This window comes from Rhizobium sp. UFLA01-1127 (assembly GCF_059803845.1).
The window spans coordinates 33416-48356 of the sequence record NZ_JAUQTZ010000015.1 but is presented as its reverse complement, the minus strand read 5'-3'; the positions used below and the strand labels follow the sequence as shown (position 1 = coordinate 48356).

At 59.5% G+C, this 14941-nt stretch carries 15 protein-coding genes; 12 read left to right on the top strand and 3 right to left on the bottom strand.

All coding sequences use genetic code 11. The features are described 5' to 3' along the window. The first annotated feature begins 53 nt into the window (after positions 1 to 53). The 5 genes from Q4Q11_RS05905 (at position 54) to Q4Q11_RS05885 (ending at position 6362) form a co-directional block, all read left to right on the top strand. Positions 54 to 1169 (top strand): efflux RND transporter periplasmic adaptor subunit, encoded by a 1116-nt coding sequence (locus tag Q4Q11_RS05905; protein ID WP_498568914.1) that lies wholly within the window; start codon positions 54 to 56, stop codon positions 1167 to 1169. Continuing rightward, a complete protein-coding gene (locus Q4Q11_RS05900; protein ID WP_113213427.1) occupies positions 1166 to 4276 on the top strand; it encodes an efflux RND transporter permease subunit in 3111 nt (1036 codons plus the stop codon). The genes Q4Q11_RS05905 and Q4Q11_RS05900 overlap by 4 nt, the downstream gene beginning before the upstream one ends. Positions 4277 to 4301: 25 nt before the next feature. Further along, positions 4302 to 5060, top strand: a complete 759-nt coding sequence (locus Q4Q11_RS05895) for a TetR/AcrR family transcriptional regulator (protein WP_498568913.1) — start codon at positions 4302 to 4304, stop codon at positions 5058 to 5060. A 77-nt stretch (positions 5061 to 5137) separates the two neighbouring features. After that, positions 5138 to 5584: a MarR family winged helix-turn-helix transcriptional regulator gene (locus tag Q4Q11_RS05890; protein WP_498568912.1), complete on the top strand. Its 447-nt coding sequence runs from the start codon at positions 5138 to 5140 to the stop codon at positions 5582 to 5584. A gap of 31 nt (positions 5585 to 5615) precedes the next feature. After that, positions 5616 to 6362: an NAD(P)-binding domain-containing protein gene (locus Q4Q11_RS05885; protein WP_162738365.1), complete on the top strand. Its 747-nt coding sequence runs from the start codon at positions 5616 to 5618 to the stop codon at positions 6360 to 6362. A gap of 234 nt (positions 6363 to 6596) precedes the next feature. Here Q4Q11_RS05885 and Q4Q11_RS05880 read toward each other — a convergent pair whose 3' ends face one another. Together Q4Q11_RS05880 and Q4Q11_RS05875 are read right to left on the bottom strand one after the other, a co-directional pair. Further along, positions 6597 to 7043, bottom strand: coding sequence for a PaaI family thioesterase (locus tag Q4Q11_RS05880; protein ID WP_498568911.1), 447 nt, complete (start codon positions 7041 to 7043; stop codon positions 6597 to 6599). Positions 7044 to 7080: 37 nt separating this feature from the next. Continuing rightward, positions 7081 to 7236, bottom strand: coding sequence for a hypothetical protein (locus Q4Q11_RS05875; protein WP_162701367.1), 156 nt, complete (start codon positions 7234 to 7236; stop codon positions 7081 to 7083). A gap of 188 nt (positions 7237 to 7424) precedes the next feature. Here Q4Q11_RS05875 and Q4Q11_RS05870 point away from each other — a divergent pair, with 188 nt between their 5' ends. Further along, the gene (locus Q4Q11_RS05870) at positions 7425 to 8234 is read left to right on the top strand and encodes an oxidoreductase (RefSeq protein WP_112505615.1); all 810 of its coding nucleotides are present in this window, start codon (positions 7425 to 7427) and stop codon (positions 8232 to 8234) included. 167 nt (positions 8235 to 8401) lie between these two features. Here the strand turns inward: Q4Q11_RS05870 and Q4Q11_RS05865 are convergent, their stop codons facing one another. After that, positions 8402 to 9412 (bottom strand): LacI family DNA-binding transcriptional regulator, encoded by a 1011-nt coding sequence (locus Q4Q11_RS05865; RefSeq protein ID WP_112505635.1) that lies wholly within the window; start codon positions 9410 to 9412, stop codon positions 8402 to 8404. A gap of 181 nt (positions 9413 to 9593) precedes the next feature. Between Q4Q11_RS05865 and Q4Q11_RS05860 the strand changes: the two genes are divergently transcribed. The 6 genes from Q4Q11_RS05860 to Q4Q11_RS05835 all read left to right on the top strand — a co-directional run bounded on the left by Q4Q11_RS05860 (position 9594) and on the right by Q4Q11_RS05835 (position 14923). After that, on the top strand, positions 9594 to 10547 hold the full coding sequence (locus Q4Q11_RS05860; protein ID WP_498568910.1) for a sugar ABC transporter substrate-binding protein: 954 nt from the start codon (positions 9594 to 9596) through the stop codon (positions 10545 to 10547). Between the two features lie 125 nt (positions 10548 to 10672). Continuing rightward, positions 10673 to 11794, top strand: coding sequence for an ABC transporter permease (locus Q4Q11_RS05855; protein ID WP_112505609.1), 1122 nt, complete (start codon positions 10673 to 10675; stop codon positions 11792 to 11794). Beyond that, positions 11794 to 12582 carry a sugar ABC transporter ATP-binding protein gene (locus Q4Q11_RS05850; RefSeq protein WP_112505607.1) on the top strand — a complete coding sequence of 263 codons (789 nt, stop codon included), beginning with the start codon at positions 11794 to 11796 and terminating at the stop codon, positions 12580 to 12582. The genes Q4Q11_RS05855 and Q4Q11_RS05850 overlap by 1 nt, the downstream gene beginning before the upstream one ends. 77 nt (positions 12583 to 12659) lie before the next feature. After that, the gene (locus tag Q4Q11_RS05845) at positions 12660 to 13451 is read left to right on the top strand and encodes a TIM barrel protein (RefSeq protein WP_498568909.1); all 792 of its coding nucleotides are present in this window, start codon (positions 12660 to 12662) and stop codon (positions 13449 to 13451) included. 26 nt (positions 13452 to 13477) lie between these two features. Continuing rightward, entirely contained in the window at positions 13478 to 14497 is a 1020-nt protein-coding gene (locus Q4Q11_RS05840) for a Gfo/Idh/MocA family oxidoreductase (protein WP_498568908.1), read from the top strand. A gap of 57 nt (positions 14498 to 14554) precedes the next feature. Further along, positions 14555 to 14923: a MurR/RpiR family transcriptional regulator gene (locus tag Q4Q11_RS05835; protein ID WP_498568907.1), complete on the top strand. Its 369-nt coding sequence runs from the start codon at positions 14555 to 14557 to the stop codon at positions 14921 to 14923. The last annotated feature ends 18 nt before the right edge of the window (positions 14924 to 14941 follow it).

Here is a 14941-nt window from a genome sequence, read left to right as displayed (position 1 = left end):
GTTAGATCACAATCTAATTTAACTGCTGCGCCCGTCAACAAGGGTCAAATGACATGAATCGCAAAATTCTCCTCGCCTCCGTCGGCATATTGGCGGCCGTTGGCGCCACTACCTTCGTTCTCCTTGCCGAATCTTCGGAAGGAAAGGCGCAAGCCGCGGACCCCCGCGTGGCGCCGCCACTCGTCAGTTTGGTGGATGCAAAGAGGCCGGAGACGATGATACGCACCTTCACCGGCACGATCGCCGCTCGGGTGCAAAGCAACCTCGGATTTCGGGTGCCCGGCAAGATCATAGAGCGTTATGTTGACGTCGGCCAGCAGGTGAAAGCCGGTCAGCCTTTGATGCGCATCGACGAGACCGACCTGCGTCTGGCGCTTGCCGCAAAACGCAACGCGGTCGCTGCGGCTCAAGCCGTCCTCACCCAGGCGCAAGCTGACGAGAGACGCTACGCCGCTTTGGTGAAAAACGGATTGGCGGCCGCTTCTCCGCAGCGCTATGAACAGGCAAAAGCAGCCCTGGACACCGCAACTGCACAACTTGCCGCAGCGCAGGCCGATGCAAGCGTCGCCGAAAATGCGGCAACTTATTCACTGCTGATCGCCGATACTGATGGCACCGTGGTCGAAACGCTCGGAGAGCCGGGGCAAGTGGTCGCGGCTGGACAGACGGTCATCCGGCTCGCCCAAGCCGGACCTCGCGAGGCCGTGGTCTGGCTTCCGGAATCCGTTCGGCCCCAGATTGGGGACGTTGCAGAGGCCAGCATCTACGGCAACGAAAGCCGGCAAGACAAGGCGCGGCTTCGGCAGATCTCGGATGCCGCCGATCCTCAAACCCGCACCTATGAAGCACGCTGGGTTCTGGATGGCGCGGCAGCGTCGGCTCCGCTCGGCGCGACGGTGACGATCAAAATCGCCAGCGATGGCGGTCAGGCGCATGCGGCGGTGCCGATTGGTGCTGTTTTTGATGATGGCAGCCGAACTGGCGTGTGGGTCTTTGACCAAAAATCATCGACCGTGCACTTCCGGCAAGTGAAGGTAGAGAAGATGGGCGAGGAGGTCGCGGTGGTTTCCAGCCTCAAGGCAGGCGAGCCGATCGTCGCTCTCGGAGCGCATCTCCTGCAGGACGGTGCGAACGTCCGTGCGGAAAAAACAGAGGCGGCCAACCAATGACCTTCAATCTTTCCGCGCTCGCGGTTCGCGAGCGAGCCGTTACCCTCTTCTTCATCGTGCTGCTGGCTGCGGCCGGCGTCTACGCTTTCGCCAAGCTTGGACGGGCGGAGGATCCCTCGTTCACCATCAAGACCTTGACCGTGACGGCCGTGTGGCCGGGCGCGACGGCGCGCGAAATGCAGGATCTTGTCGCAGAGCCTCTCGAGAAGCGCCTCCAGGAACTTACCTGGTACGACCGTGTCGAGACGACCACGCGGCCGGGATATGCCTTCCTGACCGTCACGCTGAAGGACAGCACGCCGCCCACAGCGGTCGAAGAGGAATTCTACCAGGCTCGAAAGAAGCTTGGAGACGAGGCACGCAACTTGCCCCAGGGCGTGCTCGGTCCCTTCGTCAACGATGAGTATTCCGACGTCAGCTTCGGTCTATATGCCCTGAAGGCCAAGGGCATGCCGATGCGCGACCTCGTGCGCCAGGCAGAGGTGATCCGCCAGGACCTTCTGCATGTGCCCGGCGTCAAGAAGATCAACATTCTCGGAGAACGGCCCGAACAGATCTTTGTCGAATTCTCCTTTGCCAAACTGGCCACTCTCGGAATTTCGGCACAGGACATCGCGGCCGCCTTGCAGCGGCAGAATACCGTGACGCCGGCGGGATCGATCGATACGCGCGGCCCGCAGGTGTTCATCCGCTTCGATGGGGCTTACGGCAGCATCCAAGCAATCGCCGATACGCCCATCGTCGCAGCCGGACGCACGCTGAAGCTCTCGGATTTTGCGGAAATTCGCCGTGGCTATGAAGATCCGGCGACCTATCTCATTCGTCACAATGGCGAACCGGCCATCATGCTGGGCGTCGTCATGCAGCAGGGCTGGAACGGGCTGGAACTCGGCAGGGCGCTGGAAGAAAGATCCGGTGCGATCGCACGAACCTTGCCGCTCGGCATGACGCTCGCCAAGGTCAGCGATCAGGCCGTCAACATTCAGGAAGCCGTCGGCGAATTCATGCTGAAATTCGCCATGGCGCTTGGCGTCGTGCTGTTCGTAAGCCTCATCAGCCTGGGGTGGCGCGTGGGCATCGTCGTTGCGCTTGCCGTGCCCCTCACGCTTGCCGTCGTCTTCCTCATCATGCTGGAGACCGGCCGGTTCTTCGACCGTATCACGCTTGGGGCGCTCATCCTGGCGCTCGGCCTTCTGGTCGACGATGCCATCATCGCTATCGAGGTGATGGTGGTGAAAATGGAAGAGGGCATGGATCGCACCAAGGCGGCCGCCTATGCCTGGAGCCACACGGCCGCCCCCATGCTGTCCGGCACGCTGGTGACTATCATCGGGCTGATGCCGGTCGGCTTTGCCCGCTCGACCGCCGGCGAATATGCCGGCAACATCTTCTGGGTTGTGGGCTTTGCCCTCATCGTCTCCTGGATCGTCGCCGTGGTCTTCACACCCTACCTCGGCGTGAAGATGCTGCCGGCGATCAAGCCGATCGATGGTGGCCATCACGCCATCTACGACACGCCGAACTATCGCCGCCTTCGGGGGATGATCGAGTTTGCCGTGCGGCACAAGTTCGTCACCTGCGCGGTGGTCGGCATCGCTATGGGTGTGTCCGTTGTCGGCATGGGAGCGGTCAAGCAGCAATTCTTCCCGACGTCGGACCGCCCCGAAGTACTGGTGGAGGTCCGCTTGCCCGAGGGCACCAGTATCGAGACGACAACGGCGACGGTCGAAAAGCTCGAAGGATGGCTGCAGAAACAACCGGAGGCTAAGACCGTCACGAGCTATGTAGGGCAGGGCGCTCCTCGCTTCTTCTTCGCGATGGCGCCGGAATTGCCGGACCCATCCTTTGCCAAGATCGTCGTGCTGACGCCGGACGCCGAGGCCCGCGAAGCCCTGAAGCAACGCCTTCGCACTGCTGTGTCAGACGGGCTCGCTCCGGAAGCCTACGTTCGTGTTACGCAGCTCGTCTTCGGTCCCTACACGCCATTCCCGGTCGAGTTCCGCATCATGGGGCCCGATCCCAAGCAGTTGTACCAGATTTCGGAGAAGGCTCTCGATGTCATGAAGGGCATACCGGATGTCCGGCAGGCAAACCGCGACTGGGGTAACCGCACGCCCGTGCTGCGTTTCGTTCCCGATCAGGATCGGTTGAGTCTCATCGGTCTTTCGCCGGCGGAAGCAGCTCAGCAGATGCAATTGCTGTTGAGCGGCATTCCGATCACGCAGGTTCGCGAGAACATCCGCAACGTGCCCGTCATCGCGCGTAGCGCCGGCGAAAACAGGCTCGATCCGTCAAGATTGGCAGACTTCTCGCTGATGAGCCGCGATGGCCGGCAGGTTCCGCTCGATCAGATCGGCCACTCGGAAATCCGGTTTGAAGAGCCGATCCTGAAAAGACGCGATCGAACGCCCGTCATTACCGTCCGCTCCGACATCAACGAGGCAACGCAGCCCCCGGAGGTTTCGCAGCAGGTGATGAAGGCGCTTCAGCCGCTGATCGCCTCGCTTCCGGCCGGCTATCGTATCGAGATGGGAGGAAACATCGAGGAGTCCTTGAAGGCCAATGTCGCCCTCGTCCAGATCTTCCCGGCGATGATTGCCGCCATGCTGATCGTCATTGTCTTGCAGGTCCGCAGCCTGTCGACCATGACCATGGTCATGCTGACGGGGCCGCTCGGCCTTGCCGGCGTGGTTCCGGTCCTGCTCTTCTTCCATCAGCCGTTCGGCTTCAACGCCATTCTCGGATTGATCGGGCTGGCGGGAATCCTTATGCGCAACACCTTGATCCTGACCGAGCAGATCAAGGAGAACCAGGCAGCCGGTCTCGACGACTATCACGCCGTCATCGAGGCGACGGTGCAGCGGACACGTCCGGTCATGCTGACGGCACTCGCCGCCGTTCTTGCCTTCATCCCTCTCACCCATTCGGTATTCTGGGGGTCGATGGCCTACACGCTGATCGGCGGTACTGCGGTCGGAACCGTAATGATCCTGCTGTTTCTTCCCGCTCTCTATGCCACGTGGTTCCGCATCAAGCCAACGAAGGGAGAAGCACATCATCCAGTGCAAAATGCTCCGGAGCTGCAACGCGTTATGGCTGCGGAGTGACATCATGTTTCGGCTATGTACTGACGTGACCGCCCAAGGCGTGAAGGAAAAAGCTGACGGCTCAGCATCGACGGTCCAGGATGCTGACTGGGCGTCCGATCGACAGGAACCGGAGTTCGAGGAGCAGAGACCTTATTTCTCGGCTTCGGATGAAGCCATTGTAGCGCAAGGGCGTGATCGCATCCTGGATATTGCGGAAAAACACATTCGCCGGATCGGCCATCGCAAGACAACGATTGCAGACATTGCGTCCGACCTCGGTACAAGCCGGGCGAACGTGTACCGCTTCTTTCCTACAAGGGCCGCGATCGACAATGCTGTGTGTGGCCGTATCGTGAATGAGCGCGATGAAATTGCTTTTTCCATCGCACGGACAGACGCGGCAGCGAGCAAAAAGATCGCCCAACTTTTGAACGTCCTTCATCGGCACAGCAGGAGGACGCTGATGGAAGAAAAACCCGTTCACGAACTGTTTGTCGCTGCTACGAGCGAAAATTGGGCAGCGATGAATGCGCATAATGAGCGAATGCGGGCGATCCTGGAAGCGATTATCCGCCAGGGCCTGCAATCGGGTGAATTCCAAGTTGAAAACATCGCCGATGCCGCAAAAAGAGTGGTCACGGCGTTCCTGCCGTTTTCCCACCCTGTCCTGGTCGCGCAATGCTTCCAGAAGGAAGACGAGATTGCTGCGTCGGTCAACGCCCAAATTCGTTTCATCATGCGTGCGCTCGGCGAACCTGTCTCGCGACGTGCCGAGGCTTCCAGGGCACTCATAAACGCCTAAATCTGCTCAGCCATCTTGATTCCGTCGAGATGCCGATTATCTAGTGTGCTAGATAAAAGTGCACTAGATAAAGAATCATGTCGATGAATGCGATGAACTCCCGCCGTGAGGTGGGTACCCAGCTTTCCTTTGCGCTCTATGGCGCAGCCAATCGAATGGCTCGTCTTCACAAGCCATTTCTGCAGCCGCTTGGACTGACGTTTCCGCAGTATCTCGTGATGCTTGAGCTCTATGGAAGAACGCCACGTGCGGTCGGAGAGCTGGGCGCAACGCTCGACATGGACACCGGAACGATCACACCGCTTCTCAAGCGTCTCGAAGCTGCCGGCATGGTGACGCGCACGCGCGACCGCGACGACGAGCGTCGCGTGTTGATCAATCTGACGAAAGCAGGCGAAGCCTTACGCGATGAACTTTGGTCCATCACGGACAAGATCAAGACGGCTTGCCAGCTCACCGATGAGGGGTTGGTGGAACTCCGTGATGTCCTTCATGGGTTCGCTCGCCCCGAAACGTTGCCATAACCGCCTTCCCAGCTCGCAGAAAGGACATTCCATGAAAATCGGGATTATTGGGGCCGGAAACGTCGGCGCAACCCTTGCGAAAAAACTTGTGGCCAGCGGCCACAAGGTCAAACTTGCAAACTCCAAGGGTCCAGAGACGATCCGTGATCTTGCCCGTGATGTGGGTGCAGTCGCAGTTTCAAAGGAAGAAGCAGTTCGTAACGTCGAGGTGATCGTACTGTCGATCCCCTTCCGAAACTATTCCGATCTTGCTGAACTCTTCCATGATGTGCCTGACGACGTCGTCGTGATCGACACCTCGAACTATTATCCGTTCCGCGACGGCGCGATCGCAAAAGTGGATGGTGGTATGCCGGAAAGCGTTTGGGTAAGTGAGCAAATTGGCCGCCCGCTCGTCAAAGCATGGAACGCGGCCTTGGCGTTAACATTGGCGGAGAAAGGCCGGCGCCAAGGAGAAAATGAGCGTATCGCCCTCCCGGTTGCAGGCGATGATCCCAAGACGAAGGGGATCGCGATGACGCTGGTGGAGGCGACCGGTTTCGATGCCGTGGATTCAGGTGCGCTTTCGGAATCATGGCGTCAACAACCCGGCACCCCTGCCTATTGTACAGAACTTTCGGAAGCCGAATTGAAAGAAGCACTGCTATTTGCGGATCGGTCTCGCGCAGCCGAAAATCGCGATTCCCTGATCAAGGAGTTCATGGCAGCCGGCGGTGGCTTGACCAACGACGAAATCGTTTCCCGCAACCGCGCTGGAACCGCCGTCATGAGGCATTAGAGCCGGATGATTTTAGGTCTGTTCGACCTAAAATCTGAATCCGCTCCAGAATCAAAGAAGTAGAGCGCGATGTCGCCCGAAAGCCGCCTGCACTTTTCGGCATCACGCTCTAAGTCGTTGAGTGTTTCCACCTTCGCTTTTTCGCATCTCGGCGCGGTCCTTCGGTAAAATCGTTGCAAATGCGTAGCAACGATCCGTCGCGGCGTGCTCAAACGGCCAATACCTACTCGACCTTCATGGTCCGGGCCGAACGATCAAGCAGGTTGACGTGCCGTGGGCGTGGAGCTTGCCTTGAAGGCTTTCGATCCTGCCCTCTAAAGTGATGACTGTCCGGCTGCGAGAGATCACCTTTCCGGTGACCCTCAATTCGTCGCAGTCGGCAGAAATCGGACGTATGAACTTGACGGAAGTTTCTTGCGAAGGGCAGATTTCGCCGGGCGTCAACGTTGTTTGCGCGGCAAGCGACATGGAGGTGTCGAGCATCGTCATGATCCATCCGCCGTGGACCGTCTTCATCATATTGAGAAAACGTGCTTCTGGCTTGGCGAGAAGCTCGACGTGACCGTCCTCGGGTGGAAGAAGTGTGAATGGCAGCAGATCTGCCATCGGTGGGCGGGGGAGGGTCCCCTGCGAAAGCGCCGTCACAAACTCCAAACCATTCATCAGCGTAGTGTCCGGCAAAGAACCGCTCCTCGTTTGCTCGATCGTCCATCGTTCATCATAGCGTGCCGCACAGATCGCGGCCGCGAACATAATCCATGGTGGCGCTAAGCACGTTGGCGATGCTGCGGCTGTCATCAATCGACTGAGCGGTCTTGCCCACGCCTCTCCGGCCGCCGAACCCCGGCACGCTCCAGCGCATCACCTCAATCAAAATTCTCCCAAAGCAATTACAGCCTCATTTTATATGTTGCTCGACATCCAAAATCAAGTTAGATTGCGATCGAAATCTAACTGAATGTGTGCGAAGCAAAATGCGGGATCCCCACCGGATAAAGGAACAAAAATCCCATCCCGCCGAAAGCTTCCTAGCACTCGTTCGCACAAACCTCAGGAGCATGCATGTCCAATCAGAAAGTCGTCGTTATCACCGGCGCATCATCCGGAATAGGCGAGGCCGCTGCGCGCCTTCTCGCGCAAAACGGCTTCAAGGTGTTTGGGGGCGTTCGCAACCCGAACCGCGCCAATTCAATCCCCGGCGTGCGTTTCGGAACCGTTGACGTCAACGACGACACATCGGTTACGAACTTTGTGGAATGGGTTTTGTCCGAAGCAGGCAAGATCGACGTTCTGATCAACAATGCCGGCGTTTCGCTGATCGGCCCCGTCGAGAATACCTCGACCGCGGAAGCTCAAAGAGTATTCGATACCAACGTGTTCGGCCCATTGCGCATGATACGGGCCGCTCTGCCATCCATGCGTGCCGCCCGTAGCGGGCTCATCATCAATGTCAGCTCGGTCTTGGGCTTCCTGCCAGCGCCATTCATGGGGCTTTATGCCAGCAGCAAGCATGCGCTTGAGGGGCTGTCGGAGTCGCTGGACCACGAAATCCGCGAGTTCAACGTCAGGGTCGTGCTGCTCGAACCCACCTTCACCAACACGAGGCTCGACGTAAACGCGGCACATACCGAGGCCCCCTTGGGCGTCTATGAAACGCAGGCCTACGCGACCATCGAGACGGTTCAGGCGCAGATCAAATCAGCACCGTCACCGCAGGCTGTCGCAGCGAAAATCCTGGCCGCCATCAACGGTCCGTACCGCATGCGCCAACCGGCTGGCGGCAACGCGACGCTTCTCAGCCGCTTGCGCAGATTCATGCCGGCGAATGCAGTCGATAAGAGTTTGCGCAAGACATTCGGCTTCGGCAAGTGAGGGGCGCGCTTTCAAGCCTTGCCGAAACCACCAGATGTCATCGCCTTTGGCATCGCTTGGCTCCGCACCTTCGTCGGCAACCGGCGGCAAATGGCTGATGCTGATATATTTTGCGAGGTGTCGCGACACCTCGCTGCCAACAACCCATCGCTTGTTACGAAAGGCGCTCATGTCGAATTTCGAATAACCAATTTACCAGGCAACGTGACGGTTTCGGCTTCAACGGTTCCGAGGATCATGGCAATGATCGCCCGAACCATTTCGTGTCGGGGCTGTTCATAGGTGGTGAGGCTGTAGGCGTGCGACCCACCGAGTTCGTAATTGTCGAAGCCGACGATCGCGATCTCCTCGGGGATGCGGAGGCCGAATTTTCCTCTGATCTCATCCATCGCTCCGAAGGCCAGGATATCGTTCTCGCACATCAGAACGTCGGCACGATCTGCTGCAGCGGTTACGGAGAGGTAGTTTCGAACGGAAATCGCCCCGGCTTCGGCGCTGTATTTTTCAGCCGAAAGATAGTCCACAACCTCGATGCCCTTTTCCGCCCAGAATTCGGTAAAGTGCTGCTTGCGGCGAAGTGCGGTCGATAGTGCCGTAGCGCCGCTCATGAAGGCGGGCCGTCGATATCCCTTTTCGTAGAGGTGGTTGACAATGTCCCGCAGTGCGAGTTCGGCGTCGCAGACTACCGCCGGCACGCCCTCGATCTGGCTATCGCGCGCGAGCACGAACATGGGCGGCAGGGTATGGCCCAGCTGGCGGTCCGTCAGGGTCTCGTCACGAAACGCGGTGCCGAAGAGAATGACGGCATCGACCTGACGTTGGTCTGCATGCAGCAATGCATGCACATGGTCGAAGTGGTTGTTGATATTGATCAGCATGGCGACGAGCCCTGCGGCTTGCAGCTGCTCCGTCAGCGTTTCCAGAACGGGCAGCTTTTGCGGATTGGCAAAGTCGTCGACGAAGACGGCGACCTGCCGCGTTGAGTTCGTCGCGAGGCTTCGTGCGAGAAGATTGGGCGAATAGTTCAACGCCGCTGCCGCCTCCATGACGCGCCGCTTGCTTTCCTCCGTGATGGACGATCCGGGAGTAAACGCTCGGATGACCGTCCATTTTGACACGCCGGCGGCGGCCGCAACTTCCTTTGCCGTGGCTCGTTTGACCGTCTCTCGCTTTCGCATGCTGCCTCCGGAGAAAATAGAACAAATATTCCATTTCTCGATTTCGGTGAAATGAATGCTTGCTTTTACCTTATTCAAGCCTATGATGCACCTGCTTGCACCCGGTAGCAAGACATTTGCACCCGGTAGCATTCGTATTTTGCCGACCTGAGGAGCGGGCGGCACAAGGAGGAGGAACATTATGAAATCTATTCTCAGCAAACTCGCCTATGGCATTCTGGCGGCAGGGATCGCCGTTTCCTGTTCAACGGCTGCAAGAGCGCAGGCCCAACTGACGATCATCGCCGTTACGCACGGCCAGGCATCCGATCCGTTCTGGTCCATCGTCAAGAACGGCATGATGCAGGCCGGCAAGGACAGCAATGTCCGGGTGGACTACCGTGCGCCGGAAACCTTCGACATGGTCGCCATGAGCCAGCTCATAGAAGCCGCTGCCAACCAGAATCCTGCCGGAATCGTGGTCTCCGACCCTGACCCCGATGCCCTAGGTCCGGCGATTAAGAAAGCTGTCGCCGCCGGCATTCCGGTCATCTCCATGAATTCCGGCATCTCCGCAGCCGAAAAACTCGGCATCAAGCTGCATGTCGGCCAGGACGAACTTCCGGCCGGCATCAAGGTCGGTGCAAAACTGAAGTCTCTCGGCCTGAAGCATGTTCTGTGCGTCAATCAGGAAGTGGGCAATGCGGCCCTCGATCAGCGCTGCGCGGGAACGGAAAAAGGCTTCGAAGGCGGTAAGGTGACCGTGTTGCCGACGACAGCCGATCCGGCCGAGATCGAAGCCAAGATACAGGCGGCGCTCACCTCCGATCCGTCGATCGATGTCGTTCTCGGCTTATCCGCACCGCTCGTCGGCGAACGTGCCGTCGCTGTCGTCGGGAAAATGGGCGTCGGCAACAAGGTAAAGGTCGCGTCCTACGACCTGTCTGCAGGTTTCCTCAAGGCGGTGGCCGACGGCAAGGCGTTGTTCGTCGTCGATCAGCAGCCGTACCTTCAGGGTTATCTGCCTGTGACCTTCCTGGCATTGAATGCGCGTTACGGCACGATCCCGGCAGGCAACGTCGCCTCCGGTCCGAGTTTCGTCGAAAAGGACACGGCGGCCAAGGTCGTCGAGAAATCCTCCCAGGGCATCCGCTGAGCCGGAGCCGTCGCAGTTCCCGCTATGGCGGGAGCTGCCTCAACCGTCACTTTTGTCTTTCTGCGGGGCTCGTCTGCTGAATGCCGTGGCGCGCAAAGACAACGAATAACCTGAGGAACGATCCTATGACGCTGGCCAACGAACAGAACGGGACTTCGGCCCGGTCCGACGAGCGGCTGAAAAAGGTTTCCACGATGACCGCGCTGCTGCGGCGTCCGGAACTTGGTGCGGTCGCTGGACTGGTGCTCGTCACCATCTTCTTTTTCTTCACCGCCAATCCCGCCATGTTCACGCTGGCCGGCGTGATCAACTTCATGGCCCCGGCCGCCCAGCTCGGAATCCTTGCGATCGGTGCTGCTCTCTTGATGATCGGTGGCGAATTCGATCTGTCGATCGGTTCGATGGTCGCCTTTGCCGGCCTTGTATTCGGTACGGCGCTTGTGGTTCTGCATCTGCCGCTCAGTGTCGCGATCCTGATTGCCATGGGCTTCGCCGTCGCAATCGGGGTCACCAATGCCCAGCTCACGATGCACACCGGCCTTCCGTCGTTCATCGTCACGCTTGCCTTCCTGTTCATCCTGCGCGGCCTGACGCTGGTTGGGCTGAAATGGGCGAGCGGCGGCGCGACGCAGCTTCGAGGCATGAAGGAAGCAGCCGCCGACAGTCCGCTTGCGCCGATCTTCTCAGGCGATGCGTTTACCGGACTGTTCTCCTGGCTCGGGAGCCAGGGCATCATCGAGACGTTTCCCAGCGGAGCGCCGAAGGTTCCGGGCATTCCCGTCGAAATCCTGTGGTTCATCCTGATCGCGCTAGCAGCCACATGGGTCCTCTTGCGGACACGCTTCGGTAACTGGATCTTTGCTTCCGGCGGCGATCCGCGCGCCGCCCGCAAATCCGGTGTCCCGGTCGCCCGCGTCAAGACGACGCTCTTCATCGTCACCGCCATGTGCGCCACTCTCGTCGCAATCCTGACCGTGCTCGATGCGGGTTCGACCGATGCACGCCGCGGCTTTCAGAAGGAGTTCGAGGCAATCATTGCGGCCGTCATCGGCGGCTGCCTCCTGACCGGCGGCTATGGTTCGGCGATCGGTGCATTCTTCGGCTCCATCGTCTTCGGCATGGTGCTGATCGGACTGACCTACACCTCGATCGATCAGGATTGGTATCTCGTCTTCCTCGGCGGCATGCTGCTGACCGCGGTCATCTTCAATAATGTCATCCGCAAGCGCGTGACGGGAGAACGCTGATGAGCACGCCTCAGACGCCACTCGTCGAGGTCAAGAACCTCGTGAAGCATTTCGGTTCCATCATTGCGCTCAACGGCATCTCGTTGAGTGTCAACTCCGGCGAAGTCCTCTGTCTTTTAGGAGACAACGGAGCGGGCAAGTCGACCTTGATCAATACGTTGTCGGGCGTGTTCAAGCCGACGTCGGGAGAGTTCCTGGTCGAGGGGCAGCCGCGCGCCTTCGGCGGTCCGCGTGATGCTCTCGATGCCGGGATTGCTACGGTCTATCAGGATTTGGCGATGATCCCGCTGATGTCGGTGACCCGAAACTTCTTCATGGGACGCGAACCCTTGAAGGGATTCGGACCTTTCAAATACATGGACATGGACTTCGCCAATAACGTCACGCGCGACGAGATGCGCAAGATCGGCATCGATGTCCGCGAGCCGGATCAGGCGGTCGGCACGCTATCCGGTGGTGAGCGCCAATGTGTTGCCATCGCCCGCGCTGTCTATTTCGGCGCGAAAATCCTCATTCTCGACGAGCCGACCTCTGCGCTCGGCGTTGCTCAGACCTCGATGGTCCTGAAGTACATCGACCAGGTCCGCAGCAAAGGGCTCGGCGTCATCTTCATCACGCACAACGTCCGCCACGCTTATGCGGTGGGCAACCGGTTCACTGCACTCAACCGCGGAAAGACGCTCGGGACCTTCGCCAAGAACGAAATCGATCTGGACGGTCTTCAGAACCTGATGGCCGGCGGCAAGGAACTACAGTCCCTCTCGGAGGAGCTCGGCGGAACCATCTGATTGAACATTCCGGAACGGCAATTCGGTCCGTCGCTCCCGCGCCGCGGATATTCATACCCATCAACAAGGTAACACTTATGACTGCTCCCACGACTTTCTTCCCTTTGGCGGCCTGTGCCGAGATGCTGTGGCGCGACAGGCCGATCGAATGGCGTGCGTCCCGCCTCAAGGAACTGGGCTTCGGCGTCGGCCTGTGGAACTGGCCGGAACACGACATCAGCAAGCTGGAGGCGACCGGCGCGACCTTCACCATCATGAATGGCTATCTTACAGGCCGTCTGACCGATGATGACGGCGCCGACGAACTTCTAAGAACGGCGCGTGAAACTGCCCGGGTCGGCAAGCGCCTCGGTGTCCAGCGACTGAACCTCCATGGCACCGGTCTTGGTGATCGCGGCCTTCCAGTGCAACCGATCGAAGTCGTCACGGGTGCGATGTGGCTGAAGGCTCGCGACACTCTTCGCCGGATCGTCGACCTGGCCGAAGCGGAAGACGTCGTCTTCACGTTTGAAAACCTGAACTTGCCCGTCGATCACCCCGGCGTGCCCTTTGGCCGCGCGGAGGACACGCTGGCGCTTGTTTCCAGTGTCGACCATCCGCGGCTGCGCCTCAACCTCGATCTTTATCATGCGCAGATCGGCGAAGGAAATCTGATCGAGCTTTGCCGCAAATGCCTGCCCTGGATCGGAGAAATTCAGGTTGCTGACGTGCCGGGCCGCTGCGAGCCGGGTACTGGCGAGGTCAACTGGAACGGTATCGCGAAGGCACTGAAAGCGATGGGTTACGCCGGCCCGATCGGCATGGAAGCCTGGGCTGCCGGCGACGCCGACGAAGCTCTCTCCGCATTCCGCACGGCATTCACAATCTGACACCATAACCCTACAGGACAAACTCCATGCCCAAGATCAAAGCCGTCAATGTCGGCCTCATCGGTGCTGGTCGCATCGGCTCGTTCCACGGCGAAACCGTCGCCAGGCGGCTGGTCGACGCCGAACTCGTCGCCATTGCCGATCCGGCAGCCGGTGCCGCTGCGAAACTTGCAGATAAACTCGGCATCGACGCTTCCTACACCGACGTTGCGGACCTTCTCGCACATCCCGGCCTCGATGCCGTGATCATCGCCACGCCCGCCCGATTCCACACCAACGTCCTCGTTCAGGCGGCCGAGGCGGGCAAGGCGATCTTCTGCGAAAAGCCGATGGCGTTGACGCTTGAGGATGCCGATCGCGCCATTGCCGCCGCGCGCTCAGCCGGCGTGCCGCTTCAGGTCGGCTTCAACCGCCGCTGGGATCAGGCTTTCGCCGAGGGGCGAGCCGCAATCGATGCCGGCAAGATCGGTGCGCCGCAGCTCATTCGATCCCTGACCCGCGATCCGGGGCCGTTCGGAGTCGATCCCGACAAGATTCCGCTCTGGACCATCTTCTATGAGACCCTCATCCACGACTTCGACACGCTGCTGTGGCTAAATTCCGGAGCCGAGCCCGTTGAAGTTTTCGCGATGGCGGATGCGCTTGTGCGCCCCGATGCCAGGGAAAAGGGCTTCCTCGATACCGCCGTCGTGAACATCCGCTTCGACAACGGCTCCATCGCCGTCGCAGAGGCGAATTTCTCCGCTCTCTACGGTTACGATATCCGCGGTGAAGTCTTCGGTTCTGGCGGTATGGTGACCATGGGCGACGTGCGCCGTTCGAGCATGACGCTTTTCGACAAGGACGGTGTCTCTAACGACACCTGGCGGCGCGATACCGATCACTTCGTCCACGGCTACACCGCCCAGCTCGCGTCCTTCGTCAGCTCGGTCAGGACCGGTGAGTTCAAGGACGCTCCGACGGGTTTGGACGCCCGCAATGCGCTGGCGATCGCATTGGCCTGCATCGAGTCCGTCTCCAGGAGGCAGCCCGTCGCCATACTGTGATGACGCGAGCTGCGCCGGCCTCCGGCGCGGCTTTCTCCAGCAATGGGAGTCATTTTCATGACCTCATTGAAAAGGCCGGAAAGCGTCAACGAGCTGAAGGCGATGATTGTGGCGGCGGGGTTGCGGCTTCCCGAACAACAGGAGCGTGTTGCAAGAGCGATTCTTGCTCGGCCAGACCTTGTGGCTTTCGGTACGATCAGTTCCGTCGCGAGCGCCTGTCTGGTCTCCCCATCCACCGTCGTTCGCGTCGCAAACGTTCTCGGATTTGAGACCTTCAAGGAGCTCAGGCTTTTCTTTCAGCAGCACATGCGGTCGCTCTCTGAAAGCGGGCGCGCGATCAGTTTCCAATCCTTCGCATCGACGGAGCGGCCGTTCCTCTGCGAGCCGATGCAGCCGGTTTCAGATAGCAGCGTCCCAACGCGTTGACGTCCCGCCAGATCGGTT